Source organism: Haloarcula sp. H-GB4 (assembly GCF_030848575.1).
Lineage (GTDB): Archaea > Halobacteriota > Halobacteria > Halobacteriales > Haloarculaceae > Haloarcula.
This window is the reverse complement of the sequence record NZ_JAVDDX010000002.1, coordinates 722,363-748,898: the sequence shown is the minus strand read 5'-3', so window position 1 is coordinate 748,898 and position 26,536 is coordinate 722,363. Positions and strand designations below refer to the sequence as shown.

The 26,536-nt window shown below is 62.1% G+C and carries 27 protein-coding genes and 1 pseudogene; 17 read left to right on the top strand and 11 right to left on the bottom strand.

Going from position 1 to position 26,536, the window contains the following annotated elements:
* Positions 1-156 precede the first annotated feature (156 nt).
* The 5 genes from RBH20_RS12310 to RBH20_RS12290 all read left to right on the top strand — a co-directional run bounded on the left by RBH20_RS12310 (position 157) and on the right by RBH20_RS12290 (position 5,355).
* A complete protein-coding gene (locus RBH20_RS12310; protein ID WP_306708972.1) occupies positions 157-1,323 on the top strand; it encodes an acetamidase/formamidase family protein in 1,167 nt (388 codons plus the stop codon).
* 88 nt (positions 1,324-1,411) lie between these two features.
* On the top strand, positions 1,412-2,914 hold the full coding sequence (locus RBH20_RS12305) for a carboxypeptidase M32 (RefSeq protein ID WP_306708970.1): 1,503 nt from the start codon (positions 1,412-1,414) through the stop codon (positions 2,912-2,914).
* 89 nt (positions 2,915-3,003) lie between these two features.
* Positions 3,004-3,990, top strand: a complete 987-nt coding sequence (locus tag RBH20_RS12300) for a methyl-accepting chemotaxis protein (protein ID WP_306708968.1) — start codon at positions 3,004-3,006, stop codon at positions 3,988-3,990.
* Positions 3,991-4,072: 82 nt separating this feature from the next.
* Entirely contained in the window at positions 4,073-4,888 is an 816-nt protein-coding gene (locus tag RBH20_RS12295) for a molybdopterin-synthase adenylyltransferase MoeB (RefSeq protein WP_306708966.1), read from the top strand.
* 95 nt (positions 4,889-4,983) lie between these two features.
* Entirely contained in the window at positions 4,984-5,355 is a 372-nt protein-coding gene (locus tag RBH20_RS12290) for a DUF5658 family protein (protein WP_306708964.1), read from the top strand.
* Here the strand turns inward: RBH20_RS12290 and RBH20_RS12285 are convergent.
* A complete protein-coding gene (locus tag RBH20_RS12285) occupies positions 5,352-6,263 on the bottom strand; it encodes a cobalamin-binding protein (RefSeq protein ID WP_306708962.1) in 912 nt (303 codons plus the stop codon). The genes RBH20_RS12290 and RBH20_RS12285 overlap by 4 nt on opposite strands.
* Before the next feature lie 95 nt (positions 6,264-6,358).
* On the opposite strand from RBH20_RS12285, the gene RBH20_RS12280 reads away from it, so the two are divergent.
* Positions 6,359-6,838: an RNA-binding protein gene (locus tag RBH20_RS12280; protein WP_306708960.1), complete on the top strand. Its 480-nt coding sequence runs from the start codon at positions 6,359-6,361 to the stop codon at positions 6,836-6,838.
* Between the two features lie 26 nt (positions 6,839-6,864).
* Here RBH20_RS12280 and RBH20_RS12275 read toward each other — a convergent pair.
* Positions 6,865-7,279, bottom strand: a pseudogene (locus RBH20_RS12275) (hypothetical protein).
* A 145-nt stretch (positions 7,280-7,424) separates the two neighbouring features.
* On the opposite strand from RBH20_RS12275, the gene sepF reads away from it, so the two are divergent.
* The 3 genes from sepF to RBH20_RS12260 all read left to right on the top strand — a co-directional run bounded on the left by sepF (position 7,425) and on the right by RBH20_RS12260 (position 9,615).
* The gene (sepF, locus tag RBH20_RS12270) at positions 7,425-7,784 is read left to right on the top strand and encodes a cell division protein SepF (RefSeq protein ID WP_053967843.1); all 360 of its coding nucleotides are present in this window, start codon (positions 7,425-7,427) and stop codon (positions 7,782-7,784) included.
* 122 nt (positions 7,785-7,906) lie between these two features.
* Positions 7,907-8,851: an ABC transporter ATP-binding protein gene (locus RBH20_RS12265; RefSeq protein WP_306708957.1), complete on the top strand. Its 945-nt coding sequence runs from the start codon at positions 7,907-7,909 to the stop codon at positions 8,849-8,851.
* The gene (locus RBH20_RS12260) at positions 8,848-9,615 is read left to right on the top strand and encodes an ABC transporter permease (RefSeq protein WP_306708955.1); all 768 of its coding nucleotides are present in this window, start codon (positions 8,848-8,850) and stop codon (positions 9,613-9,615) included. Before RBH20_RS12265 ends, RBH20_RS12260 begins: the two co-directional genes overlap by 4 nt.
* Positions 9,616-10,014: 399 nt before the next feature.
* Here RBH20_RS12260 and RBH20_RS12255 read toward each other — a convergent pair whose 3' ends face one another.
* Positions 10,015-10,407, bottom strand: coding sequence for a DUF5611 family protein (locus RBH20_RS12255; RefSeq protein WP_306708954.1), 393 nt, complete (start codon positions 10,405-10,407; stop codon positions 10,015-10,017).
* 38 nt (positions 10,408-10,445) lie between these two features.
* The gene (locus RBH20_RS12250) at positions 10,446-11,294 is read right to left on the bottom strand and encodes a hypothetical protein (RefSeq protein ID WP_306708952.1); all 849 of its coding nucleotides are present in this window, start codon (positions 11,292-11,294) and stop codon (positions 10,446-10,448) included.
* 148 nt (positions 11,295-11,442) lie between these two features.
* Between RBH20_RS12250 and RBH20_RS12245 the strand changes: the two genes are divergently transcribed.
* The 3 genes from RBH20_RS12245 (at position 11,443) to RBH20_RS12235 (ending at position 14,504) form a co-directional block, all read left to right on the top strand.
* Positions 11,443-12,777, top strand: a complete 1,335-nt coding sequence (locus RBH20_RS12245) for a PKD domain-containing protein (protein ID WP_306708950.1) — start codon at positions 11,443-11,445, stop codon at positions 12,775-12,777.
* 397 nt (positions 12,778-13,174) lie between these two features.
* Positions 13,175-13,849 carry a hypothetical protein gene (locus tag RBH20_RS12240; protein ID WP_306708947.1) on the top strand — a complete coding sequence of 225 codons (675 nt, stop codon included), beginning with the start codon at positions 13,175-13,177 and terminating at the stop codon, positions 13,847-13,849.
* Between the two features lie 361 nt (positions 13,850-14,210).
* The gene (locus RBH20_RS12235; RefSeq protein WP_306708945.1) at positions 14,211-14,504 is read left to right on the top strand and encodes a DUF6432 family protein; all 294 of its coding nucleotides are present in this window, start codon (positions 14,211-14,213) and stop codon (positions 14,502-14,504) included.
* Positions 14,505-14,526: 22 nt separating this feature from the next.
* On the opposite strand, the gene RBH20_RS12230 is transcribed toward RBH20_RS12235, so the two are convergent.
* Positions 14,527-15,705, bottom strand: a complete 1,179-nt coding sequence (locus tag RBH20_RS12230; RefSeq protein WP_306708943.1) for an MBL fold metallo-hydrolase — start codon at positions 15,703-15,705, stop codon at positions 14,527-14,529.
* A 70-nt stretch (positions 15,706-15,775) separates the two neighbouring features.
* Here RBH20_RS12230 and RBH20_RS12225 point away from each other — a divergent pair, with 70 nt between their 5' ends.
* Complete coding sequence (locus RBH20_RS12225; protein WP_306708941.1) at positions 15,776-16,378, top strand: transcription antitermination protein; 603 nt, start codon at positions 15,776-15,778, stop codon at positions 16,376-16,378.
* On the opposite strand, the gene RBH20_RS12220 is transcribed toward RBH20_RS12225, so the two are convergent.
* The 4 genes from RBH20_RS12220 to RBH20_RS12205 form a co-directional block, all read right to left on the bottom strand.
* Positions 16,375-17,961 carry a hypothetical protein gene (locus RBH20_RS12220; RefSeq protein WP_306708938.1) on the bottom strand — a complete coding sequence of 529 codons (1,587 nt, stop codon included), beginning with the start codon at positions 17,959-17,961 and terminating at the stop codon, positions 16,375-16,377. The two genes, RBH20_RS12225 and RBH20_RS12220, sit on opposite strands and share 4 nt — an antisense overlap.
* Positions 17,962-17,981: 20 nt before the next feature.
* Positions 17,982-18,722 carry an ABC transporter ATP-binding protein gene (locus RBH20_RS12215; RefSeq protein WP_306708936.1) on the bottom strand — a complete coding sequence of 247 codons (741 nt, stop codon included), beginning with the start codon at positions 18,720-18,722 and terminating at the stop codon, positions 17,982-17,984.
* 69 nt (positions 18,723-18,791) lie between these two features.
* Entirely contained in the window at positions 18,792-20,162 is a 1,371-nt protein-coding gene (locus RBH20_RS12210) for a ribonuclease R family protein (RefSeq protein ID WP_306708934.1), read from the bottom strand.
* A 66-nt stretch (positions 20,163-20,228) separates the two neighbouring features.
* Positions 20,229-20,513, bottom strand: coding sequence for a hypothetical protein (locus tag RBH20_RS12205; protein WP_306708932.1), 285 nt, complete (start codon positions 20,511-20,513; stop codon positions 20,229-20,231).
* A 129-nt stretch (positions 20,514-20,642) separates the two neighbouring features.
* On the opposite strand from RBH20_RS12205, the gene RBH20_RS12200 reads away from it, so the two are divergent.
* The 4 genes from RBH20_RS12200 to RBH20_RS12185 all read left to right on the top strand — a co-directional run bounded on the left by RBH20_RS12200 (position 20,643) and on the right by RBH20_RS12185 (position 25,247).
* Positions 20,643-22,223 carry a bacterio-opsin activator domain-containing protein gene (locus RBH20_RS12200; RefSeq protein ID WP_306708930.1) on the top strand — a complete coding sequence of 527 codons (1,581 nt, stop codon included), beginning with the start codon at positions 20,643-20,645 and terminating at the stop codon, positions 22,221-22,223.
* A gap of 256 nt (positions 22,224-22,479) precedes the next feature.
* Positions 22,480-23,451, top strand: a complete 972-nt coding sequence (locus tag RBH20_RS12195) for a phytoene/squalene synthase family protein (RefSeq protein ID WP_306708928.1) — start codon at positions 22,480-22,482, stop codon at positions 23,449-23,451.
* A gap of 48 nt (positions 23,452-23,499) precedes the next feature.
* Positions 23,500-24,225 (top strand): lycopene cyclase domain-containing protein, encoded by a 726-nt coding sequence (locus RBH20_RS12190; protein WP_306708925.1) that lies wholly within the window; start codon positions 23,500-23,502, stop codon positions 24,223-24,225.
* Positions 24,222-25,247, top strand: a complete 1,026-nt coding sequence (locus RBH20_RS12185) for a Brp/Blh family beta-carotene 15,15'-dioxygenase (protein WP_306710452.1) — start codon at positions 24,222-24,224, stop codon at positions 25,245-25,247. The genes RBH20_RS12190 and RBH20_RS12185 overlap by 4 nt, the downstream gene beginning before the upstream one ends.
* A gap of 22 nt (positions 25,248-25,269) precedes the next feature.
* Here RBH20_RS12185 and RBH20_RS12180 read toward each other — a convergent pair whose 3' ends face one another.
* Both RBH20_RS12180 and RBH20_RS12175 read right to left on the bottom strand, forming a co-directional pair.
* Positions 25,270-25,533, bottom strand: coding sequence for a hypothetical protein (locus RBH20_RS12180; RefSeq protein WP_306708923.1), 264 nt, complete (start codon positions 25,531-25,533; stop codon positions 25,270-25,272).
* A gap of 179 nt (positions 25,534-25,712) precedes the next feature.
* Positions 25,713-26,303 (bottom strand): 50S ribosomal protein L15e, encoded by a 591-nt coding sequence (locus tag RBH20_RS12175; RefSeq protein WP_058994351.1) that lies wholly within the window; start codon positions 26,301-26,303, stop codon positions 25,713-25,715.
* Positions 26,304-26,536: the final 233 nt, after the last annotated feature.

The window sequence follows — 26,536 nt, the reverse complement described above, 5'->3', positions numbered from 1 at the left end:
CGAGCGCGGTTGTCTGTGTTTGTTTTGTCAAACGGGAGAAAATACGACGAACAGTCGACTATCATTCGTAATCTGGTATATTGATGTTTGATTGACGAAATAATTGTCATTTCGTCTGTCCTTTTACATGACAGACACTTCCCGCGACGTGGAGCGATGAAACGAAGACGACTCATGAAAGCGGCAGGCGCGCTGGGTCTCCTCGGAGCGGGGACCGGCTCACAGGTTCTCGGAGACAACGTCGACATCGCGGCCGCACAGGCCGACGACGAGACAGACACGCAGGAGGGCGACAGCGACTACGAAGTTGATACAGTCGTTGAATCGACGACGGAAAACGTGGTCTGGGGCGCGATCGACCCGACGAAAGAGCCAATAGAACGTGTCGAGTCTGGCTCGGTCGTCCAAATCGAGACGATATCCCACGAGGGCATCTTAGAGGACCAGCCGGGGCCGGAGGAGTTCTTCACGAATGCGGGGATTCCGGAATCGGACATCCTAGAGGATCAGGTCAGCGTCTACGAGGAGGTCCCACACGATGGAGCTGGGCCGCACGTTGTCACCGGGCCGGTGTACATTGAGGACGCCGAACCAGGCGACGTGCTGGAGGTCGAAGTGCTTGACATTGACTTCCGTGTTCCCTACGGCGCGAACACGATGCGACAGCGGAAGGGTGGCCTCCCATCGGAGTTTACGTGGAACGACAGCGAGGTAATTGAATTCGACCTTGACCGGGGCGTGGCCGAACTCAGTGACACGACCGAAATCCCGCTGGAGCCGTTCCAAGGAATCATGGCCGTCGGTCCGACAGCGACTACGGGGCGGGTGAACTCGGTCCCGCCGGGCCCGTTCGGCGGCAATATCGATATTCAAGGTACTGGCATCGGGACGACGCTCTACTTCCCTGTGTTCGCCCCAGGCGCGCTGTTTTTCACCGGCGACGGACACGCGCTTCAGGGCAACGGCGAGGTAGACCTCACCGCCCTGGAGACGTCATTAACGCCGACGTTCCGGTTCACGCTGCACAAGAACGCCCAGCAGATGGACTGGCCCGTCGCTGAGACCGACGAGGACGTTTACGTTATGGGAATTAACGACGACCTCGACAACGCGATGGAGCAGGCCCTCAGAGAAGCGATATCGGTGCTCGTCCACCAGAAGGATATGACGCCGACGGAGGCGTATCGACTACTGAGCCTTGCCGGGAATTTCAACGTCTCGCAGATAGTCGATATCAACAAAGGCATTCACGGCAAAATCCCGAAAGGTATCTTCACTGACGGCTTTGAAATCGACCCGCAGACGCTCGGGGAGAGCTTCTGAGCAAGCACGGTATAGCCTGGCAGGGCTAACCGGTGCACCCCTTACCGGCGGCATCGGGTCTTTACCGTCGCCGGCCTAACCCGGCCGTATGGCAACAGCGAGCGAGGACAGCGAGTCCACGTACGAGCAGTTTCTGGATCACGTCCGCCGCCTCTATTACGTCGGGGACGCCGGCGGCGTCCTCAACTGGGACCAGCAGGTGATGATGCCCGACGCCGGCACGCCGGCCCGGGCGAAGCAGACCTCCGCCATCTCCACGCTCCATCACGAGCTGCTGACCGACGACGACTTGGCTGACTGGCTAGACGAACTCGACGACGCCGACCTCGACTCCGAACAGGAGGCCGTCGTTCGAGAGGTCCGGCGGGACCACGAGCGAGCCACCAAGGTTCCCGCCGATCTGGTCGAACGCATCTCCGAGGCGTCCTCGAACGCCCTGCCGGTCTGGAAAGAGGCCAAGGCTGAGGACGACTTCGATGCCTTCGCTGACACGCTCGAAGAACTGGTCGAACTCCGCCGGGAGTACGCCGCCGCTATCGACCCCGACCGCGACCCCTACGAGGTGCTGTTCGAGGAGTACGAACCGTACCTCGGTATCGACACCGCCGAGGACGTGCTGACGGACCTCCGGGACGCACTTGTCCCGCTCATCGACGACATCGCCGACAGCGACGTGACGCTTGCGGACCCGTTCGAGGGGACCTACGACGACGACACCCAGCACGGCCTCGTCGAGACAGCACTTGACACGCTGGGCTACGACTGGGACCGTGGTCGTCTCGACACCGCCCCCCATCCGTTCTCCATGGGGACGCAGTTCGACGCCCGCGTCACCACCCGCTTTACCCCCGAGGACCCGCTGGACGCGCTGGGCTCGACAATCCACGAGTTCGGCCATGCCACATACACGCTCGGTCTGCCACAGGAGGCCTATGGCACGCCGCTGGGCGACAACCGCGACCTCTCCGTCCACGAGTCACAATCTCGCTTCTGGGAGAACCACGTCGGCCGCTCGAAGCCGTTCTGGGACTTTTTCACTGAGACGGCCAACGACCACCTCGGGACCGACGCCACCGCCCAGCAGTTCTACGAGGCGTCCAACGAGGTGTACGACGACAACCTCATTCGGGTCGAAGCAGACGAACTGACCTACCACATGCACATCATCGTCCGCTTCGAAATTGAGCGGGACCTCATCCGCGGGGACCTCGACGTGGCAGACGTGCCGGCGGTCTGGAACGACAAAATGGAGGAGTATCTTGGCATCCGTCCCGACACCGACGCCAAGGGCTGTCTGCAGGACATCCACTGGACCAACGGGTCCTTCGGCTACTTCCCGACCTACACGCTCGGGTCGGTGCTGGCCGCGCAACTGGACCATCACGCTCAGCAGGACATTGACGGCTTCGACGACCACGTCCGTGCCGGCGAGTTCGACCCTATCCACGATTGGCTCACCGAGAGCATCCACCGACACGGCGCTCGCTACCGGACCGACGACCTCGTGGAAGAAGCGACCGGTGAATCCTTCACTGCCGAGCACTTCCTCAACTACGCCGAGGAGAAGTACCGCACGCTGTACGACTGCTGACACGACGGCCGGCGAACCCCGTTCCAGATATCGACTCTGATACTATTGGGCAACTCGTTTTATATTCCCCGCCCATTGTGACGACCACTATGGCTGAGAGACCGTCCGAAAATGTAAGGGCAAAAACAGAGTCGGGGATCGACGACAATATCGACGAGGATATTCAGGACGATATCGCGGAGGACATTGACACGGAGGCCGGTTACAGCCACACCGCTGCAAGCGAAATACAGACGATGCTGGCTGATCTGGAGGGGTCGTCGGTCGGTATCGCCGAGGAAACTGCCGACATCCGAGAACAGGCTGCCGAGCAGTACGAGAGCCTGACAGACATCGCAAACGAGGTATCGAACCTCTCTGCGTCAGTTGAGCAGATCGCTTCGTCGTCCGAAGAGGTTTCCGCGGCCTCCCGCGAAGCGAAGGAACTCGCCGAGCGCGGGCAGGGGAACGCTGACGATGTCCACGAGGCGATGGAGAACATCCAGCAGGCAGCCGACAGCGTCGCCGAGGACGTCAAGACGATACAGCAGAGCGTACAGGAGATTGACGAGATCGTCGAAGTGATTAACGACATCGCTGACCAGACCAACATGCTGGCGCTAAACGCGTCCATCGAGGCTGCTCGCGCCGGCGAGGCAGGCGAAGGGTTCGCCGTTGTGGCAAACGAAGTCAAGAGCCTCGCCGAGGAGTCACAGGAGCAGGCGACGACCATCGAGCAGATGATCGATGGCATCCAGGACGATACTGAGAACGCCGTCGAGAGCCTTGAAGAGAGTAACGACGAAATCGACGAGGGTATTGACACCGTCGAGGAGTCGACCCAAATCCTTGGAGAGATCGACGATACCGTCCGCGAAGTCAACAACGGTATCGAGGAGGTCGCTACAGCCACAGACCAGCAGGCTGCTTCGACAGAGGAAGTGGCGAGCATGATCGACCAGTCCACAGATGCAGCCGAGGACATCGCCGACAGTACGGCTGACATCGCCGAAGAATCCGATGAGCAAACGGACCTTCTCACCGACATCAATCAGGCGATAGACGACCTCGTTGCGGACCTCCAGCGCAACAACTGAGCCGGCTGGACACCTCGGCCCTACAGCTCGAAACGCCCGAGACGAACCAGTCGTTTATTTCTCCGGGTGGCATACGGCCACTATGCGACCGGATCTGGACCCAGAACAGCTTGATCGCTACTCCCGGCACATCATCATGAACGACGTCGGGCCGGAGGGCCAGGCCGCACTGCTCGACACCGACGTGCTGGTCGTTGGGGCCGGCGGTCTCGGCGCACCAGTCCTCCAGTATCTCGCGGCTGCGGGCATCGGTCGGCTCGGAATCGTCGACGATGACGTGGTCGAGCGGTCGAATCTCCAGCGCCAGGTCATCCACAGGGACGATGACATTGGTCGGCCAAAGGTCGACAGTGCCGCTGAGTTCGTCACCGGACTCAACCCCGACGTGACCGTTGACCGCCACGAATTGCGGCTGGCACGGGAGAACGCGACCGACCTGGTGGCCGACTACGACATTGTCGTCGACGCCTCCGACAACTTCGCCACGCGCTTTCTTGTCAACGACGCCTGCACGCTTTCAGGTACGCCGTTCTCTCACGGGGCTATCTTCCAGTTCGAGGGCCAGGTGACGACGTTTTCCGGCGGCAGCCCGTGCTACCGCTGTCTGTTCCCCGAAGCACCGCCGGAGGGGACCGTCCCCGATTGTGCGACTGCGGGCGTTCTTGGCGTGCTCCCGGGCACTATCGGATGTATGCAAGCGACCGAAGTCGTCAAGCTCGCGATGGACTACGGCGAGACGCTGGAGGGGCGGCTCGTCGCCTACGATGCCGCCGAGATGTCTTTCGAGGAGGTCCCTATCGCGCCGAGGCCGAACTGCCCGGTCTGTGGCGACGACCCCGCCATCGCGAGCGTCGCCGACGCCAGCTACGAGGGTCGCTGTTCGCTCGCTGAGGACTGAGTGGACCCGCTCCGTCTTCCGGCCTAATTCTCACGGCTGATACTGCGGAACCGAGCTTTATGCGCTAATAGTCGACAGTAGTGGTATCGATTTAGATGGCCCGCCCTGACCACGCATTTCGTCCCTTCTTAGTTCGCCTCGAAAAGCCTAGCTACATCGAACTGGTGTTCTCGCTGGTGCTCGTCTGGGGCTTTGGCGACGCGCTGTCGACGCTGTTCGCCGCGCAGTTTGCCGGGCCAGGGCTGGAAGCAAACCCCTGGATACGGACCCTCCTTATCCACGAACCGTTGCTCGTGATTGCCCTGAAGATGGCCGTGGTCCTCTACGTTGGCGTCGTCCTGCTGGAGTGTCGCGACGTGGTTGAGCAGGTCCCGCTGTGGCGGGCTTGGCTCCTGTCTGTCGTCGCCCTCGGCGCGGTTGTCGTCCTCGGCAACACCTATGTCGGCCTGGTCGCGGCCGCCGCTTAGGCCCGGACCGTCCCGAGTTCGACGACGGCGTCCCGCGGTGGCGTCTCGAACAAGTCCGGATGGACGAGCGCCGCCAGGAACTCGAGCGTATCGACCAGCCGCGGCCCTGACCGGTTGACGTAGTGGTGGCCATCCACCACGTAGGCCCGGCCGTCCCGAACTGCAGTCAGATCCTCGAAGCCGGGCCGTCTGGTCAGGTCGGCGAGGTTCTCGCGGGTCTGTGCCACGTCGAAGCCACAGGGTGCGGCCACCAGCACCTCGGGATCGTACTCGCGGACTTCCGTCCACTCGCGCGGTCGGGAGTGCGCACCGTCCTCCTCCATCCCGTAGGCACCGCCAGCCATCTCGACCATTTCCGGGACCCAGTGCCCGGCAGCCATCACCGGGTCGAGCCAGTCGAGCACCGCCACGCGGGGGACCGTCTCTGCTCGTGCCGCTGTTGTCTCCACGGCTGCGACGCGGTCCCGGAGGTCCGCAACGAGTTCGGCGGCGCGCTCGTCGCGCTCGACCGCCGCGCCGACCCGGTGGATGGAGTCGAACAGGTCGTCGAGACTGTGGACATCGAGTGTCAGGACGTCGGCGTCCAGCCCCAGTTCCTCGACGGCTTCGGCGACCACCACGTGGTCGACGGCACACACGTCACAGACGCCCTGGGTGACAATGAGGTCAGGGTCCAGTTCTGCGAGTGTCCCATGGTCGATGGCGTAGACGCCGGCACTCTCTTCGGCAGCCGCGACCTGCTCGTTGATCTCGCCACTCGATGCCGTCGGGTCGACTCGCGAGCGATTGACTGACGGCTTCTCGCGGGCCGCTGGCGGATGGTCGCACTCGTGTGAAACACCGACTGGCTCGACGCCAAGCGCGTAGACGATTTCCGTCGCTGAGGGCAGGAGCGTGACGACTCGCATACTCTGACCTTAGGCCGCGCGGACAAAAACCTGCGTCCGTCACATCGCCCACACGCTTCGTTACGCTTACCCTCTGTCGCCGACGAGACGCGAGCATGGAAGTCAAGTCGCGACACCACCTCCGTTCGGATGAGGTCGACACCATCACGACGGCACTGTCGGAGAACCTCGGTGTCGAACTCGACGCGGACAGCTTCGAGAAAGTCGAGTTCGACGACAGCGACTGGGACGTCGTCCTCGTCGACGGCGACCCGCTCGTCCTCTATCTGAACGGCGAACCGTTCCTGACCGTTCAGGGTGCCAATCAGTACCCGCCGGAGAAACACATCGTCACCGTCGACGCCGGGGCTGTCTCCTTTGTCTCGGACGGCGCTGACATCATGCGCCCGGGTATCACCGAGGCCGACGACGACATCAGTCAGGACGACCTGATCGTCATCAACGAGGAGTCCCATGGGAAGTTCCTCGCTGTCGGCCGCGCACAGACCGACGGCGACGACATGGTCGGTGACAGCGGGAAGGTCGTCAAATCGCTCCACCACGTCGGCGACGACCTGTTCGAGTTCTCGGTGTAGTGCAGTTTACTGGTATCGCATTCCAGTCACACCAGTGGCCCGAGCCCGAACCGGTCGAGGGTACGGTCTATGCTGATTCTAACAACCGCTTCGGCCACGCCAGCGCCCACAGCTACCCCGAGCAGTAGTGGCCAGACAGTGAGATACGACGACAGCGGGTGGAGATGCGTCCCGTACAGCCACTCAGACACCGTCTTTCCGAGTAGCCAGAGCGTCACGAACACCGGCGTACCAAGCGAGAACCGGCTACAGAGATACAGCGGGACGGCACCCGTGAGGAACATCCCCAGCATAACTGGCACCGAACGCAAGGGCCGCTGTGTCCTGTGACGCGAAGTGGACGCCGTTTGCAAACAACCACGACAGTACACCGATGGCATAGAGGATGCCGCCGCCGGCTGCGACGGCACTGGGAGTCATCCCGATGGAGGGCAGGCGCATCCGTGTCGATAGTTGTCTGATCACCCGCATAACGTTTTGTGCAGCGCGCCCCGCCCTCAATCGCCACCACGGCAGATCAGGGTGTGCTGTAGCGATACGTTCGATGGACGAAAAGTTGAAACGGGTAGCGCACGCCGTGAGTGACATGGGACTGATGAGCAAGATCCTCGGAGAGTCTGGATCCTCTCGGAACACCGAGGATTACGTCGAACTGAACGCGAACGAATTCGAGATGACCGGGACGGAACTCGAACGGCAGGTCCGGATCGCCCGCATCAGCGACAAGCAGGACGTCATCGACATCAAAGACGCCGTCTACGACGGCGACGTGGTCGTCGCGGACATCACGCGCCACTCCACGCAGGACCGCACGATGGAACACATCAGCGACGAACTCAAGCAGGTCGCCAACGAGGTCGGCGGCGACATCGTCCAGAAGGATGACGACCAGCTCATCATCACGCCGGCTGGCGTCGGCATCTCTCGGGAACGACTCGGCCGATAGGAGTGTATAGTCCGGTCGATGCGACATTGCTGTTCGATCGATCTTGTCAGCCTGTATCACTCTAACTGCCGGTTTTCGGGGGCTTCAATGCGTTTTTCGGTGTCGCCACGCTAAGGGCGGCAATGACTGAACCGGCGATACGCGCCAGTGGGTTACAGAAGCGCTACGGCGATGTGCAAGCGCTTGACGACTTGGAACTGACAGTCGAACAGGGTGAGTTCTTCGGATTGCTCGGGCCAAACGGAGCCGGCAAGACGACATTCATCAACACGCTGGTCGGCCTCGTCCACAAGGACCGCGGGACCGCTGAGGTGTTCGGATTCGACGTTGAAGACGACTACCGAGAGGCTCGTGACCGTATCGGCGTCGCGCCACAGGAGTTCAACGTCGACCGTTTCTTCCCTATCATCGAGGTGCTCGAACACAAGGCTGGCTACCACGGCATCGGTCGGGCCGAGGCCCGCGAGCGCGCCGAAGACGCGCTGAAGACGGTCGGGATCTGGGACAAGCGAGACACGCGCTTCGACTGGCTCTCTGGCGGCATGAAACGCCGCTTCGTCCTCGCGCGTGCGCTCGTCTCTGACCCGGACCTGCTCATCCTCGACGAGCCGACGGCCGGGGTCGATGTCCAGCTTCGTCACGATCTCTGGGATATTATCAACCGGATGAATGACGCTGGGACGACGATTTTGCTGACGACCCATTATATCGAGGAGGCCGAACGTCTCTGTGACCGGGTCGCAATCATGGATGACGGGCAGAAAGTCGAAGTGGCGACCCCCGACGACCTGATGGCCCGCGGGACGGACACTATCGTTCTCGAACTCGCTGAGATGCCACGGACAGCCCCGAGGCTCGACGTTGACGGGATCACCGACATCGAACTGACTGACGAGGGGCTGGCCGTCACCGCAATGGGCGGGAGCCAGACCGCCCCGGCGATCATGCGTGACCTCGAAGCGCAGGGCCACACTGTCACATCGCTGGACATCCGCCGCGCGTCCCTCGAAGAGGTGTTCGTCGACATGACCCGCGACGACCGCGAGTACGCGGAGGTGTCCGCATGAACCAGAACACGACGCAGTTTCTGACGCTGGTCCGCCGGGAAATCCTTCGGTTCGTGCGCCGGCCGTACAATACGTTCCTCCCGCCGATCATCACGAACGCGCTGTACTTCTCCGTGTTCGGCGTGATTCTGGGGAGCCGAATCGGTGAAATCGCTGGCGTGAGCTACCTCCAGTTCGTCCTGCCTGGACTGGTTGTGCTCGGAGCTATCTCAGACAGCTTCGAGAACGCCTCCTTCACTATCTTCCACGGACGCTGGAACGACTACATTCAGGCTGTGCTTACATCGCCGATGTCGAACCGAAGTATGGTGGCGGCCTACGTCTCGGCCAGCGCGCTCCGGGGGGTCGTCACGTCGCTGCTGATCGTCGGCGTGGGACTGATATTCACTCCGGTTCCGGTCGCTAACCCCGTGTATCTTGTCTCGTTCCTGCTGGTGATTACCACGCTGTTCGGCGGACTCGGCGTCATCGGCGGCCTCTGGGCGAGTGACTTCGACTACCTGACGGTGATGAATCAGTTCATCCTCCGGCCACTGGTGTTCTTCGGCGCGGTGTTCTACTCGCTCGAAGTTCTTCCGGCATTCTGGCGGAACGTCTCGCTGCTCAACCCGATGGTGTACATGGTGAATGGCGTGCGCTACGGCATGATCGGCGTCACCGAAATCGACCCGAACACGTCGCTGGCCGTTCTGACCGGGACGACCGTGGTTGTGCTGTCAATCGACTACGTGCTGTTCAGGCGCGGCTACGGACTCGCCGAATAGCGCCGTTCTGTCCGTCACCTATTTCCAGTCATTAACAAACCCTGCCACCAATCTCACGCCGATAAAACAGAAATGCCGACTCGCTAACTGACCTGGCCGCGAATGCCGGATTGGGTCCGCTCCGGCGGGCGGACAAACTATGACAGGTTGCCCCGGAATCCGCTGCCGTGGCAACACGAGGGGTATCTCGTGCCCCGGATACTTGTGCGCGCCTCCGGGTGAGGCGTATGCGAATGTATGACACAAGCGTATTTAGATGTGACGCCCGTCTGACGCTGAGTGATACTGGCGATGTACGGTATCGAAGAATTTCCGAACGGCTACGCGAGCCGTGCTGAATGCGATAGCGCAGTATCGGTCTGCCGACACTCACGGACTGCGCGCGGTCGACAGCCGTCGTTAGACGTTGTCCGGGGCGTCGGCGTCGTCCTCAACCGAGCGCTTCAGCGAGTCACGTCGTGCCTTTGCGTCGCGGTCGGTTGCCTCCTCGAGGAAATCGTTCTTGATGGCGACAGCGTCCTCGGCCGCATCGACGTTGCCTTCGGCGATGACATCCTCAGCCGGTCGCTCGTCGATGTGGAGCGCGATTTTGTCTTTCTTTGAGCCGTACTCGACGCGGCCCGCGACAACCCGGTCAAACACGGGGTTGTCGGGGTCGTCGACGACCAGCAAGTCGGTATCTTCGTACTCTTCTGTATCCGTTACTTCGCCGAAATACTCCTCGACGAACGCTTCCATGTCAGGGACGCGGTCTTCGAGATGCTCGCCCCGTCGCATCTTGTACTCTCGCATGGGCGAGTTTTTGCGAGGGGCTGTCTTACCCTTTGCGTTCACTCCTCGCCACGGGTGATAAGTGACCCCTTGTGACACTCCGGACAGAAGTCCCCGGCGCGCAACGATGTCGACTCCACCTCAGTGGTGAATCCACACTCCGGACAGGCGAACTCGCCCTCCGGAACCGTCACGGCACTGTCGCTGGTCGACTCAACACTTGAATCGTCGTCCGCTCCAGTGTCGACCGGCATCGTTTCCGGCGACCAGCCGTCTCCGTCGTCTCCCGGCTCATCAGGCCACTCTCCAGGCTGGCGGTCGTCGCCGGTCGACTCTGATTCGTCTTCCTCACCGAGAATGAGCCCGTCGTCTTTCTCCGGATCAGTCTCGTCTTCGGTTACCGGCTCCTCGCTCTCGGCGTCCGGGACATCGACCGTTGTCGTCGGCTCGTCCAACTCCACGTCACCGCTTCCCTCGCTGTCGCCGTCGTCGATAATCTCAGCGTCGTCAGCCGACGGATCGACCGCTTCGCCGTCGTCCTTGTCGTCGCCGACTCCCGCTTCTCCTGGTGCTTTGACCGGGTCGTCGACGCTGTCCCAGCCGTCCGAGCGCTCCGTTCCCTCGCCTGTGGGTTCAGCCGCGCTATCAGCCGGTTGGTCTTCCGGCGGTGACTCGGGTTCCGCCGTTTCGGATTTGGACTCGTCTTCGACGAGGTCGCTGGCGATATCCGACGGCGTCTCGATAGCCGTTACCTCCTTGTTCTCCGAGACAATGCGCGTATTTCCACACCGCTCACAGGTCTCCCGTTCCTGGATGGTGATGACGACTTCGCTACCCTGCTCTTCGCGCTCGCGCTCGACGGTGGTCTCACCGTACTTGTGCCCGAGGACGGAACATTTGAGACCCATTGCCAGAACTTCCCACCGTGGTGTACTTAAACCCTGCCCGTTGGCTCGACCATTCGTGGCGGGAAGCTACCTGTTTCGCGACGCCGCTATGTTAATTTCAACCTAGTTTGTGAAATTTTATAACCGATACAGATGCTACGCTACGCTAATGCAGCGGACGGCGACACTCGTGGTGTCGGTCCTCGCCCTCTCGGCACTCCTCGGTGGGACAGCGGTGGCGACCGGGAACCAGCCACCGCTCGCTGATGCCGGGCTGGACCAGTCCGCTGAGCGAGCAACGACGGTCCAACTGGACGCTAACGGCTCGCGTGACCCCGACGGCACAATCAAAAATATCGAGTGGTCCATCGAAACGCCGGACGGCACCACACACACGCCCGACTGCCCAACCTGCGTCCAGACGACGTTTTCACCGGCCGACACCGGCCAATACAACGTCACTGTCACCGTCACTGATGACGACGGTGTGTCGCGTTCGGACACGCTTCATGTCGACGTGGTGGCCGCCGGTGGGCCGTCAGTCTCAGTTTCAGCCCCGGCCGCGGTACCCATTGGTCTCCGGCGGAATCTGACTGCCAACGTGACTGCCGGCGATGCTGACCTCCGAACGCTCGCCTGGGCCGTCAACGGCACCGCACAAAACCAGACGCGACTCACCGGTGAGAACGCCACCTCAACCATTACGCACACGTTCAACGACTCCGGCTCTGTCTCCGTCCGTGCGATCGCTTACGATGCCGCCGGACGGCGTGGCGTCGCTAATCGGACGATCCAAGTCGCCCGCTCGTCTGGCAACGGTGGCAGCGGCGGTGTCGAAAGTTGTCCGGGCGGCAGTGGGAGCTACTACGTCGATGGTGAAAACAAGGGCTGTACGAGTGCCGCCATGACCATCGGCGATACCATCGTCGATACTGACGGCCGGGATGGTCTGTGGTTGTACGTGGATAGCGAACTTACCAAGATCATCGCGGAGGACAATATGAACAAGTACTCTGAGGATGGTTACGGAGGCACGTTCAGTAAAGAGACTATTGACGAGCAAACGGAGGACGCAAAGAGAGAACAAGAGATTCAATCAGGGGCTAGCGCCGATTATGAAAGTGATAACGACCGAAGTGGAAGGAGACCCAGCGATGGGAACACCCGTCCGGGCTCTAGCGTGCCGAACAACTTAGGCGGAGAGACTGACGGCAACGACGACGATGATGGGTATGATTGGTCTTACGATGACGACGATGCCAGCAGTAGTGGTGAGGACGACGATGATAGCGAAAGCAGAAACGATGATGATGACAGCGGTGACGATGATGATGGTGGTAGTGACGACGGTGATGGAGGGATCCTTGGCGACCTGTTCGGTGGGGATAGCGATGACAGTAGTAACGATGACGGCGAAAGTTGGTTTGGTGGCGATGACGATGATGGCGGCAGCAATGATGACAGCACTGACGATAATGGCGATGGCGGTTGGAGTTTCTGGTAGTCTTCTTTCGTACTTATTTTATGAAATTAGATTTTATAATAGATAGCAAGTGAATTACAAACAGAATGAACCGAAAGTGCAAGACTGGAAAGGGAGCCGCCTGTCTGTTAGTGACGGCTACAGGTCCTTCCCTAATACCGGTTCTCGCTCCAATCATCATGTGGATGAGCGCCAGTGAGTATGCAAATGAACACCCATGTATGTCCCGTACCCAGTACAATGGTAGCCTCCTCAGCGATCTGATCGTGTCCGCCACGTCATCAGAAGGAGTGTATGGAGGTGGGCCAGTAGATGGCTCGACTGCAGAACCGACGCCGATCTCGACTGGAGTTTCGACACTCTCGTCTGTTGAAAGAGAAACAAACGATTCAGATCTCCACAATGAGGTTCAGGAACGATGACCAATACTAAAAATATCGCTATCTCAGCCGCTCTGGCCCTTTTGATTACCTTAGCCGGTTGCTCTGCGTTCGTAGATAGAGGTGGACCAGTGGATGAAAGATATACGCCGACGCAGACCCCGGCCGCTACACCAGAGGATACCGAGACTCCAACACCTGTACCTACGGAGGCGAAAAGTACGCCAGTAGCTACCGAGAGACCTGAAACAGAAACCGAATCTATTACTCGAGGCGACCTCAGTAAGGCACAGAAGTTTGAGGAATTCGATGAGAATATGCAATATCTATATGATGAAGATGAAGAAAATCGCTCTGCCGAGATGGAGGCCTTCCCTGCAAATGACTCATACCACCTGACGGTTGAAATGCGTGATACCACAAACTTCACTAAGACCCGAAATGACCGGCTAAATCCGCTCTGGAAGTACTACGCCATTGTAGAGGACTACAATAACAATGATGACCACTTTCCGAAGAGGGACCACACGTACATCCCCGACACTGTCAATATAACGTTCGTTACGGAAGATGGTGGGGTGTTCGAGACGACATACATCAAGTACAATTGGGCGTACAAGTACTATACCGACGAATGGTCCATCCGAGTCCTCATAGCAAAGTATGGTTCGACCACCAAAGAAGGACCAGCCTACCACGAGAAGGGCAGGTAGCGATATCCTCTCTCCTGTAGTGTGAGCCACAGAGCGTTTGTCGGCGACGACTGGGCTTCTCAGGAGCTATGACGAGCACTTGTTGAAACAACACGAGTGAGTGGTGTCAACTGTCGACCGGTCGACAGCGATGCAATGTGGTTGGTTTGTTGCTGCGCTCGCGCGAAACGACGCTAAGACAGTCAGACGATAGGCCCCACTGACACCGGCAGAAACGAAGAAGCGACCGCAGAGCCCGTGGCAATTGAGCAAAGCAACACGGTCTCTGGTCTGTTATGACAGTTCCCGGCTCGCCGCACAGAGCACGCATATCACAATTCCGAGGGACAAAGATTAGACCCAGCCGGTTTTAGAGGAAGATATGAGAGCGAAGCCGGAGTATCGCGACCGGGACGACACTGAGGTTGCGGTGCTCGATGCGCTCGCTGACCGCCGCGATGAGGGGATGACTGTCTTCGAGCTACGGTCGCGGACGGAAGAGAATATCGACCGCATTGAGGATGCACTTGCGTCTCTCAAGGCGGACGGCCTCATTGAGGTCGAGGACAACGGGGAACGGACTGTGATTTTGCCAGGAGAGGGCGTGGTGGGTGAGTCACTGCCGGACGAGGACGAATCGATTTTCGACCAGATTCGCAAGCTGCTCCCGCTGTAACTGCGACTCTCTCGTGTCGGTGTCACACTGTGTCCGTCGGCGCAGCCGCGCAGTTGTTCGGGCCGAGTTCGAGTTCGAACGCGGTGTTGTCGTCGGCCGTCTCCGTTCCGAGGTTGACGGCGATAACCCGCTTGAAGTTGGCGGGGCGCGGCGAGATACCGTCACAGACGTACTCGACAAACGCCTCGCGGTCCATTGTGAACCCTGAGACCCGGTCTCGGAGCGTGCCCAGCGAGGCTGTGAACGTGCCGTCGTTAGCCGGCACCGTCGACTCGCTGTAGTGGCCCGGGGCGACGAGTGTCTCGTCGGATAGCGCCGCGAGTCGGTCGGTCAGCGTGCGATGGAGGTCGTGGGCGAGGTCACGAGCGCCGTCGGTCCCGGCTTCGAGGTCTGGCCGGGCGACGCTATCGAGGAAGACGCTGTCGCCGGCCAGAAGCACGTCGCCGATAATGAAGCCAGTCATGCCAGTCGTATGGCCGGGTAGGGGACAAGGCTCCAGCGTAGCCGAGCCGACACGTAGCGTTTCGTTGTCGGCCAGTGCAGTCACGTCCTCGACACCGCGGGCGACCGCCCGCTCGGAAAGGATCGGCTCAGCACCGGTTTCTTCGGCGAGGCGGCGAACGCCACTCACGTGGTCGGCGTGGACGTGCGTGTCGATAGCGTAGGTGAGCGAGGCATCGCGGTCGGCAGCGTCGGCGACGTACCGGTCGGTAAAGGCCCGGAGCGGGTCGATGACGGCAGCCGAGCCATCGCTGACGATCATGTAACCGAGACAGCCCGACGACGGGCGACGGTACTGGAGGACAGTTGCGGCGTCACACGGAATCTCGCGAGCTTCGTAGAGCCGCGCCCACCCCTCCATGCCGTCGCTGAGGTTCTGCGCCTCAACGCCGTGTTCAGTCAGTAAGCCGGCGACGAAGGCGCTGGCTTCGCCGCGGCCACAGACGACCGTTATCGGTCCGGTGCCGGCCACCTTGCCGACAACGTCGTCCACCTCGCCGGTCACCTTCGCCTGAAGGAACTTCATAAAGGGAAGCTGTGTCGCCGTCACCGCCTCGCCGCGAATCCGCCACTGCTCGTACTCGTCGCGGTCACGGACGTCGAGCAGCCGGACTGATTCACCGGCGTCCAGCTTCGCCTGCAACGTCGCTGCCGATAGTGACGGCGGGTCCGTCGGCGGGTCAGGGTAGTCCTCGGCCATATCGACTGTAGCGCTCCCCGGCGGATAAATCGGGCGGAGATTTGAAGCCCCCGCCGCGCCCAGCGGACGTATGGACGCTGGAGCCACTATCGACGCCGTCCGTGACCAGACCGAGACGGAGCGAGACAGACTGGGCTCGGACAAGGTGCTTATCGCAGCAACAGATGCAACACTGGAGACGGAGGCGGTGCTCACAGCAGCGACAATCCGTGAGGCAGGGCTTGCAGATATCCTCGGCCAGTGGGCCGCCGAGACAGACAGCGACGTGGCGGCGCAGTTCGAGGCAGCCACCGAGGCCGCGACCGAGCGGGCGAACCGCATCGACGCAGACGCCGGTGGCCCAGATGGATTCATCGACCACCTCGAAACCGTCAGCGGGACTGCACGGCGCGTCGGGGCAGGCCTCGTCGCCGCGCCACTGGTCGCCGACCGGTTCTACCTGCAGGTGGTGAGCTTCTTCATCAACGAGGCGGATGAACAGCGGGCCGATATGTTCCGCGAGATTCGACGGGAGGCGTCGGCACTTGATGACGGGGAGACCGCCCTCGGACACCTCTCGGAATCCGAGCGTGAGACGGCAGCGGCGGCCGCGACCGAAGCCATCGATTCGGCGTACGACGACTACGCGGAAACGCTGGAGGCGATGGGACTGGACCCCAAGCCGATCTGTTAATCCAGCCGATACGTCGCGACGCGATTGGCGGCATAGAGGAACCCGGCGACAGCGCCAGCGGTGGCGATCCCAGTGCTCACCACCAGACCCCCGCCGAGGAACCACATTTTGTCGAACGGTAGCGAGAACAGGTCACGGACGGCGAGCAGGTACGTCAGGCTCCCCGGCGCGACGGCCACACCGAGAACGAGGAAGTACAGCCCGAACGCCCAGCCACTCGGAACCACTACTTCGCGGCCCTGCACTGACGACGACTCGAACTTCGGGAACACGACGCCGGCTCCGACGGCGATAGCCGGTGCGGCGAGGGTTGCGGCCAGTGCGATTGTGAGTCCGGCAGCGAGCGTGACCGGTGGCGTTCCGGCGGCGACACCGAGACCGACGACCAGTAGCGTCGTCATCACGACACCGGGGAGTGCGCCCGCGAGAACGAGCCCGGTGACGAACGCTCGGCCGGAAACGTTAGCGGTCAGCGTCAACGGCAGCACTCCTTCCTCGCCGCCGAGCGGATTGAGCGAGAACGCGGCCCCGAACGCCGCCGCGCTGGCGAGGCCAGCGCTGAGGGGGAGCGTTGGCGGGACCACTCGCTCCAGAATGACGATCTGGAGATGATACACCAGGAAGAAAAACGGCATGATCGCGAACTGCACGGAAATGGGTGCTCGCTTGGCACGGAGCCACGACTTCTGGGCGACCACGCGGGTCGCCGTCGAGACTCGTCCTCTCAGCAGACGGTCCGAGAGTGTCTGCTTGTCTGCGTCGAACTCGTAGTCAGGCTGGACCGGATCGACATACCAGGCCCGCGCAGCTAGCCACAGACACGCAACCGCGCCGACCGGAAGCGCGCCGAGAATCCCCGTTGTGGCGATGGTGGCAGCGACCAGATCGCCGCCGGCCCCCAGCACGAGCAGGACTACGTCGGCGGGCCACGAGAGCGGGGACTGGGTCGCCAGTTGGAGCACGCGAAACTGTACCGTCGGGACGGTCGTCATCGCGACCCAGCCAAGCGGTAGGACGAGCGAGACGGCAGCCCCGACGCTCGCGCGATGCCGCGCAATGAAGGCCGAGCGGTTCGCGACCAGTTTCGTCACTAGCCCCAGAGCAAAGCCGAGGATCGTTCCCAGCAGGGCAACCGTGACCGACCCGATGAGGGCCACGACAGCGACAAGTACCCCGGCATCACCGACTGCAAGCCCGCCCACTAGCGCCAGAATCGGGATGGTGAGCGCGAGCAATACTCGACCAACCTCAGCGGCGAGCAGCCCGGCCGCCGCGTCCTCGTAGGGGACCGTCGTCAGCAGGCCGTCGGCAGCGTCCGGTTCGCCGGCCGATTTCACCGTATGCTGGAGTGTGAAAAAGCCGACGAGTCCGAGCAGTCCGACGATGCCCGCCGTCGTCGCGAGTCTGACCGTGTGGGGGTCGCTGTCGGCGAGAACGCCACCGAAAAAGAACGCCCCAGCGCCGATAGCGAGACTGTATGCGGTGATGCCCAGCCCCCCGCCAAGCAACATGAGCGTCCCGCGCGCCGTGCCCATGAGCTTGCGCCAGGTACGGCGCAGTTCCGTCCGTGCGATCAGTCGCATCCGTCGTCCGTTCGGCCGCCTCATCGCTCACCCGGGTGCTCGCTGGTCACGTCGAGGAACACGTCTTCGAGCGTGCTCCCGGACTCGACGCCGTCAGTCAGTTCCGCTGGTGACCCCTCAGCGACGAGGTCGCCGTCGTACAGGACGCCGACGGTGTCCGCTAGCTCCTCGACGACGGGCAGGATGTGTGTCGAGAGGAAGACCGTTGTGTCAGCGGCCGCGACTTCGTTGATGGTATCACGAACTGTCCGAGCAGCCCGCGGGTCAAGTCCCGAAGTCGGTTCGTCCAGAAAGAGAACGTCGGGGTCGTGCAACAGCGCCTGAACGAGGCCGAGCTTCTGTTTCATCCCCTTCGAGTACGTCTCGACACGCCGGTCGGCGTCCGCGTCGAGGTCGAACCGGTCGAGCAGCGACTCCACGCGGTCCCAATCCTCGTGCCCGCGCAAGCCAGCGACGTACTCCAGCTGTTCGCGGCCGGTGAGTTCGTCGTACAGCGGGGGCTCTTCGGGCAGGAAGCCGATGTGTTCGACCACTGCGGCGCGGTCGGCGACCGACTCGCCCGCCACCCGTGCGGTGCCGCTCGTCGGGTTCGTCAACGTCGTCAGGATGCGAATCGTCGAGGTCTTGCCCGCACCGTTGGGGCCGAGAAAACCGAAAACACTCCCGCGAGGAACCGTCAGGTCGAGGGATTCTATTGCCGAGACGCCGCTGTAGCGCTTCGTCAACCCCTCGGTGACGATTGCGGGTGCTGGAGGGCACATACGACCACTGCCGGACTGACTGTCAAAAGGTCTTCCTGTCGCCGAGTCCGCTACCCGAGCCTGTCGACGCTACTCCTCGACCGCTGCGTTGGCGGCATCAGCATCAGCGTCCGTGTCGTTTTCGTCATCAGGATTTTCGACGACCTCGATACCGCGGTTGTTGACTGCCGACGGATCGAGCCCGACCTCCTGTAGGAAATTCTTGTACTCGCGCTCGCACTGCTCGGCGTCCTTCTGGCGGTCGCTGGCGCGGTCACACAGCGCGATCAGGTCTTCGGGCACGTCGTTGGTGTAGACGATCCAGTGGTTGATGAGGTCCGAGAGCCGGCGAATCGGCGAGGTGAAGTGGCCGTAGATCTCGAAGTTCAGGGCGTGGTGGCCGCCGAAGGGGTCGTTCATGTACTTCGCGCGGGGCATCACCTTCATCACGGCCCACTGGATCTTGTCGAGCTGGCGACCGGGAGCCTGTTCGAGCGTGGCATTGACGGCCTTCCGCGGGTCGTCCCAGGCGTCGCCGGGGATGGAGACCCCGTCGAGTTCCTGAATCTCGACCAGCGCTTCGTCCCACTCGTCGGGGCTCGGCTGTGGGTGGACGCGGTACATCGCCTCGACCCCGCGGTCCCACATGAGTTCGTGCGTGACGGCTTTGTTCGCCTTCAGCATGCACTCCTCGATGATGGTGTGGGCGCGGTCCCGGGCGGGGTTGAGGACGAGCGAGCCCTCCTCCTTGCGCTGTTCGTGCATCGCGTCAGCCAGTTCCCAGACGCGCTCGGTCTTCTCCGCGAGGTCGACGCTCTGGTCTTCCAGCACGTCCTCCGCGGTCTCCGGCTCGTCCAGCAGGCGCTCGGCCTCGGTGTAGGTCAGTCGAGCGTCCGAGCGGATGACGGACTTGTAGATGTTGATATCCTCGTAGCCGAGGTTCTCCTTGTCGAGGTGCATCTCGACGGTGTGGGCTAGGCGGTCCTCGTTGGGCACGAGCGAACAGACGGTCTCGGCGAGGACGGGCGGCAGCATGTGGACGGTGTAGGCCGGGAGATAAACGGTATTCCCCCGCTCGACGGCCTGCTCCCACATCTTCGTGTCGGGGTTGACGTAGTGGGTCACGTCGGCAATGTGGACCCAGAGGACGATCTCGTCCTCGCGCTCCTCGATGGAGATGGCGTCATCGAAGTCCTGCGCGTCGATAGGGTCAGTTGTCCAGGTGGTCATCTCCCGGAGGTCCTGCCGCTTGTCGACCTCGTCCTCGATTTCGGCCTGAACGCCCTGCGTGCGCTCTTTGGCCTCCTCCAGTACCTCGGGCGGGAACTCGTCGGGGATGCCGAACTTCTCGAACAGTTCCTCGCGCTTGTTCTCCAGATGTCGCGCCATCTCCGGGTCGATCTCGACGGGGCCTTGCCCCTCGGCGGTCCCGGCGGCCGCCTGCGCGTCCTCTGTAGTCATGTCACCCGGTACGAACAGGGCGTAGTTAGGGCTGTCGGGGTGGGACTGGGCCGTGACTCCCGCGTCTCAGTCCCTGCGAGCGTCGCCCTCAGAGAGTTCCCGGAACCGTTTCAGGAATGTCTCCTGGTCGGCCTCGCCGGCTCCGGCGGCGTCAAGCGTCGTTTCGAGTCCGTCCCGCGGTTGCTGGCATAGCTCGGCAAAACAGGCCTTACAGAGGTGTTCGAACGTCTTGTTTCGGCGGTCCCACCGGTCGCCGTGTTTGTCGTACTCGCGGGCCTCGGACCGTGAGATAGACTCACCACACGCGATGCAAGTGACTGACTCCCCCCGGGAATTCCGGGACCCGAACATACCTACGCGTTGCGGGCGATATCGTTTAGAACTTTTCGCACAGGCAACAGTCCCCCGTTTTCGGGCCACACGTTTATTCACCCGCCGCCACTACAATGGGTATCGGCTATTCGGAGCCAGGGACACTGAATGAAGCCACCAGAGACACTCGCTCACTCGACGTTGGACACGCTCCCCATCAATATCGCTGTCCTCGACGACGAGGGGACGATCCTGTTCACCAACCGCGCTTGGCGGGAGTTCGCGGGCGACGAGGACGGGGAGATGGAGGGGACGAACTACTTCACGACGACTGATGTCGACGCCGATGAATACGCCGGACAGGCAGTCGGCGGCATCGAGTCGGTCATCGACGGTGAGCAAGACCTGTTCACGATGGAGTACCCGTGTCACTCTCCGGAGGAGAAACAGTGGTTTCTGATGCGGGTCGCGCCGCTGCCGGACGACGAGGCCGGGAGCGCGGTTGTGGCACACATCGATATCACCCAGCGGAAACTCGCCGAACTGGCGGCCGAACGGCGGAGCGAAGAGCTCAAGGCCGAACGCCAGAACCTCAAACAGCTCGTCGACCGGGTCGACGGCCTGCTGAAGGCAGTGATGGGTGACGTGCTGACCGTCGACTCGCGGGAGGCCATCGAGCAGACCGTCTGTGACCGGCTGGCCACAGTCGACTCCTACCAGTTCGCCTGGGTATCCGAACTCGACTTGCGCGACGAGACGCTGTCATCGACGGCCCTATCAGCTGACCGTCCGACCTCGCTATCCATCCCGCTTGACGCCGACGACCCGGTCGCAGCGGCGGCTCGTACCGAGGAGATGCAGGTCGTGACTGGCGGCATCGACGAGCAACACAGTCGGCTTGCTGACTCCGACGTGGCATCGGTCGCGGCCGTGCCGCTCGTCTCCGGTGAGTCGCTGTACGGCGTGCTCACCGTCTACGCCGACAGCGACGACGTGTTCGACCCACGAGAACAGGCCGTGCTGGGAACCATCGGCCGGGCGACCGCGGCGGCTATCGATGCTCGCGAAACCAGCCGGCTGCTGACCGCTGACAACGTCACTGAACTCGAACTGCAGGTCACCGACCCAGACGTTTTTTATATTGACGTGGCAAGCGAACTCGGCTGCTCGATGGAGTATGGTGGGAGCGTCCCCGACGGTGAGGAGACGGTGATGTTCTTCCTCGTTGAGACGGACGACCCCTCGGCGGTCTGTGCTGTCGCCGCTGACCACCCGCAGGTATCGGGCGTTTCACACGTCTCGACGGCGGACTCGTCGGCGCTGTTCGAGTTTATCGTCTCGGACCCGCCGGTCGTCTCGGTTGTCGCCGACCGTGGGGCCCAGACGGGCGACATTCTTGTCGAACCGCGACAAGCGACCGTCACCGTCACACTCCCAGCGTCGATGGAGACCCGAAGCGTGGTCGAACAGGTCCGAAACCAGTATCCGGAGACGGAATTGCTTTCAGTGCGAGAGCGGGACGAACCACCTGTTTCTCGGCAGGCATTCATCGCAAACGTCGAAGAGCGATTGACCAACCGCCAGCTAACGGCGCTCCGGAAAGGGTTCCTCGGCGGCTTCTTCGACTGGCCACGCGATGTCTCCGGCGAGCAACTGGCCGAGTCGATGGACATCTGCCCGTCGACGTTCCACCAGCACCTCCGTGCTGGTGAGCGAAAGTTGCTGGAAGAAGTGTTCGAAAACTGGTAACCTGTGATTCTGAACCCCCTTGCCAGCGTCGGACTCCTGCCGCGATTCCCGAAGCAGTTTGGTAGTCTGCTTATACCGATAACAACCGTATATACATGTAGTGATACCGAACCAGTGTCCTGTTTGTCACCGGCGAACCGACGGGACACAGACCCCCGTGATAGCGGCGCACTCACGGACCGACCGGACTATTACGAACAGCCGACAGACAAGCGCGCAACGCACCGCACACCGAATGACCGCCCGATAGCTTTCAATGCATTCCGATAACATCCAGACTAGCAAATCGATACAGCAGGAAACCGGACGGACGTTCCACCTTGCGACGCGTCTGCTTCCGGAGCGTATCCGCCACCCGACGTACGTCATGTACGCGTTTTTCCGGGTCGCGGACGAGGTCGTCGACCAGACGGACGGGCCGCCGCCAACCGTCCAGCACGAGCAACTGGAGGTGATTCGCGAGGCCGCACTCGGGAACATCGACCCGGATGAGACCGACCATGAGGCGGTCATGGCGGCGTTTCAGGACCTGGCCGATCGTCACGATATCTCCGAGGAGACGATTAATGTCTTCATCGACGCGATGGAGATGGACATCGCACAGGCCCGCTACGAGACGTTCGAGGATCTCCGTGAATACATGGGCGGCTCCGCTGTCGCCGTCGGCCACATGATGACTGAGGTGATGGACCCGCCACAGAAGGAGGAGGCCCTGCCCCACGCGACGGCGCTGGCCGAAGCGTTCCAGCTTTCGAACTTCCTGCGGGATGTCCGCGAGGATATTCACGACTACGGCCGGGTGTATCTCCCACAGGAGACGCTTGAGCGCCACGGCGTTACCGAGGAGCAACTCGCCGACGCCGAGGTTGACGACGCCTTCCGCGCCGTGATGCAGGAAGAACTGGCCCGGACCGACGAACTGTATCGTGAGGGTGTCGCTGGCATCCGATACCTACCGGAGGACTGCCAGTTCGGCGTGTTGCTGGCTGCGGTGCTGTACGCTGACCACCACCGGCTCATCCGTGACCGTGGGTACGACGTGCTGACGGAGACGCCGGACCTCACCCGTCGTCGCCGGCTGTGGCTCCTCGCCCGCACGTGGTGGCACTGGCGGCGTAACGGCGACCCCGAAGCGACCTTCTACACCGTGAGTGCTGTCTCCGAGCGTGGCCCTGGCGAGACGCCGACAGATACTCACAGCCACGGGCAGCCCACGTGGCGTGGATGATAGCCACGCGCCGGGTATCGTTTTCGACCGCCTGTCGTCTCTGAACTAATGCTGTCTACGCTCACGTATCTCCAGTTCCATGCTCTCTTGGTGGTCCCGGTCGTGGCCGGACTGGTGTTGACGGCTACCTACCGCCTCGGAAGCCGTCAAGACGTACTCACAGGAACAGCTATCCTCACCGGTCTGGCCCTCGTCTACACGACGCCGTGGGACGGCGCGCTCATCCGGCGCGGTGTCTGGTGGTACGGCGACGGCACCGTGCTGGCGCGGTTCTGGTCGATACCCCTCGGCGAGTACCTCTTTTTCATCCTGCAAACGGCGATGGTCGGGCTGTGGGTGGCCCGGTTTCGGGTAGACACGGAGCGCCCGCTGGCGACGCCGACACGGACGCGACTCGTCGGGTTCGCCGCTGCGCTCGTTGTCGTTCTGTCCGGCCTTGCACTCTTGCGCTCCGACTCGGGATTATATCTCGGGTCCCTGCTGGTCTGGAGCGGGCCGATTCTCGCCATTCAGTGGCTGTTCGGGTGGCATTTCCTCGTCGGCGAGTGGCGGACAGTGAGCGTCGCGACACTGGTCCCAATGACCTATCTCTGTGGCATCGACAGCATCGCCATCCGACTCGGCGTCTGGACGATTTCGAAACAGTACACGACCGGCTACACGGTTCCTCTGCTTGACCTGCCGATTGAGGAAGCGGTGTTTTTCTTCCTGACGACGTTGTTCGTCGTGCAAGGGGTCGTACTCTACGTCTGGCTCATCGACAGATGGAACTGAGCTACCGAAGTGCCGTCGAACCGTCGGTTCGCTACCGGGTCGCACTGGCTCCCGGCTGGATCGCCAGCCTCGCCGTTGTCGCGCCGTTCCTCGCTGGCATCTCGGTACCACCTGTGCTTCAGTACGCCCCACTGGTTATCAGTGCCGTCCTGCTCGGCCTGCCCCACGGCGCGGTCGACCACCTCGCGGTCGCACGCACTCGTGGCGAGCGCCCGGACTGGCGGGCTATCGCCCGCGTGTTCGCGCTCTACGGCGTCGTTGGCGGGGCTTATGCCGTCACCTGGTTCCTCGCGCCCGCGGCGGCCTTCGTCCTGTTCATCGCGGTGACGTGGTTCCACTGGGGGCAGGGTGACCTGTACGCGCTACGCGCGCTGGCCGACGCCGACCACCTCCGGTCACTCCCGCAGCGAATCGGAACCGTGCTGGTCCGCGGTGGCCTGCCGATGCTGGTCCCGTTGCTCGCGTTCCCGGAGTGGTACCGCCGCGTCGCAACAGACCTCGTCTCGCTGTTCGCCCCCGACGCCGTGGCCGCTATCGGCTGGGCGTTCCGGACCGACGTGCGAACCGCGCTCGCCCTCGCATACGGCGCGCTTGTCGTGGCGACGCTGGCTGTCGGGTTCGCCCGCGCCGACGCCAGCCGGCCGTGGCTGCTTGACGCCGGCGAGACGCTGGGGCTGCTTGCCTACTTCGCCCTCGTTCCGCCGGTGCTCGCCATCGGCGTGTACTTCTGTCTGTGGCACTCGTTGCGCCACATCGCCCGCCTGCTGCTGGTCGACGACGATGCCACTGCCGCGCTCCAGAACCGCGACCCGACAGCCGCCCTGGCGCGGTTCGCCCGCGACGCCGCGCCGCTGACGACTGCTTCGCTTGCCCTGCTCGGCGGGCTATACTTTCTCATTCCAAACCCACCGGAGTCCGTTCCGGAGTGGGTCGCGCTGTATCTGGTGTTCATCGCCGTCGTCACGCTGCCCCATGTTGTCGTTGTCAGTATCATGGACCGCGAACAGGGTGTCTGGGTGTAGCCTCCCAACGACTTCGCCGAAGTCACGGGAAAAGCACGAGTAGCGTTCCGGAAACCGCGAGTACCGCGCCGAACGCGCTGACCATCGCGACCCGTGTTTCCACGTCCGACTCTGCGCCGGTCACGAGGCTGTAGACGCTCACGACAGCCAGGAGCGCTCCACCGGCTGCTGCGGCCGCTCCGCCGATAACGCTGACATCGTTGGCTCTGGTCGTGACGTACCCATTAACACCCAGCGAGATGCCGATAAGCAGTAACGAGAGGTGGTGGAGTCGCGCCGCATCCATACGTCCGGGTGATACTGCTGTGACAAGAGTGTTCTGCTCCGACAGGAAAGAGTTGGTGACACGGATAGCGCTGTTTCTTTTCTCGGTCTGTGGCTGGGCTGTCCAGTCCTGCCGGATCCATCACTCTTCGGAAGAAACTCTCAGCTGCAAAAATATCGGATAGAACTGCTACGTCGGCGTTACTTGCCCTTGCCGCGGTTGCTGCGCAGCGACGGGCGGGTCTTCTCGCTGCCCTTGCCCTTACCGCTGAGGCCGCGGTTGCGGCGGCCAGCACCGGTCAGACCGCGGAAGACGCGGTCAGCCTGGTCGTTGGCACAGATCCACGACAGGTCGTCGTCATTTTGGATGGCCGGGTGGTTCGGGTCGATGAGAATGATTTCGTGCCACTTCTGTCGGCCGTCCTGACCGACGGAGTAGCTGTTGAGCACGCGCAGGTTCGGGAAGGTGCGGGAGGCGCGTTCCTCGGCGACGCGCTGGATGTCCTTCCGGCGGGTGATGCGCGTAACTCCCTGTCGCTTGGATCGGCGACCGGCCTTGTGTCGGCGCTTGCGTGCGCTGCCCTTCCGGACGGAGACGCGAGCGACAATAACGCCCTGTTTTGCCTTGTAGCCCTGCGAGCGGGCCTTGTCGAGGCGGGTCGGGCGCTCGATGCGCTCGACGGCCCCTTCGTTGCGCCATTCCTGCTGGCGCTGCCACTGTAGTTCTGCGAGCTGTCCGTCGCCTGGGTTCTTCCAGGCATCTCGAATGTACGAATATGCGCTTCGTGCCATATGTATTCACCACGGGCGTTGCGTGGTTCAAGTCGCGCGGCGCGACTCACATCCCGACCTGCACACGCAGGTGCCCGCTGGTGCCCGTCGTCCAGCGAGTTACCACGGAATTTGCCGTTCGGACTCTTAAACGGTTCGGACCAGACTTGTGGATGCGACCCGGTCACGAAGACCCAGTGATCGCTGAAACCGTCAGATATCTGTATTTTAGCAACACAAACCGTTAACTTGTT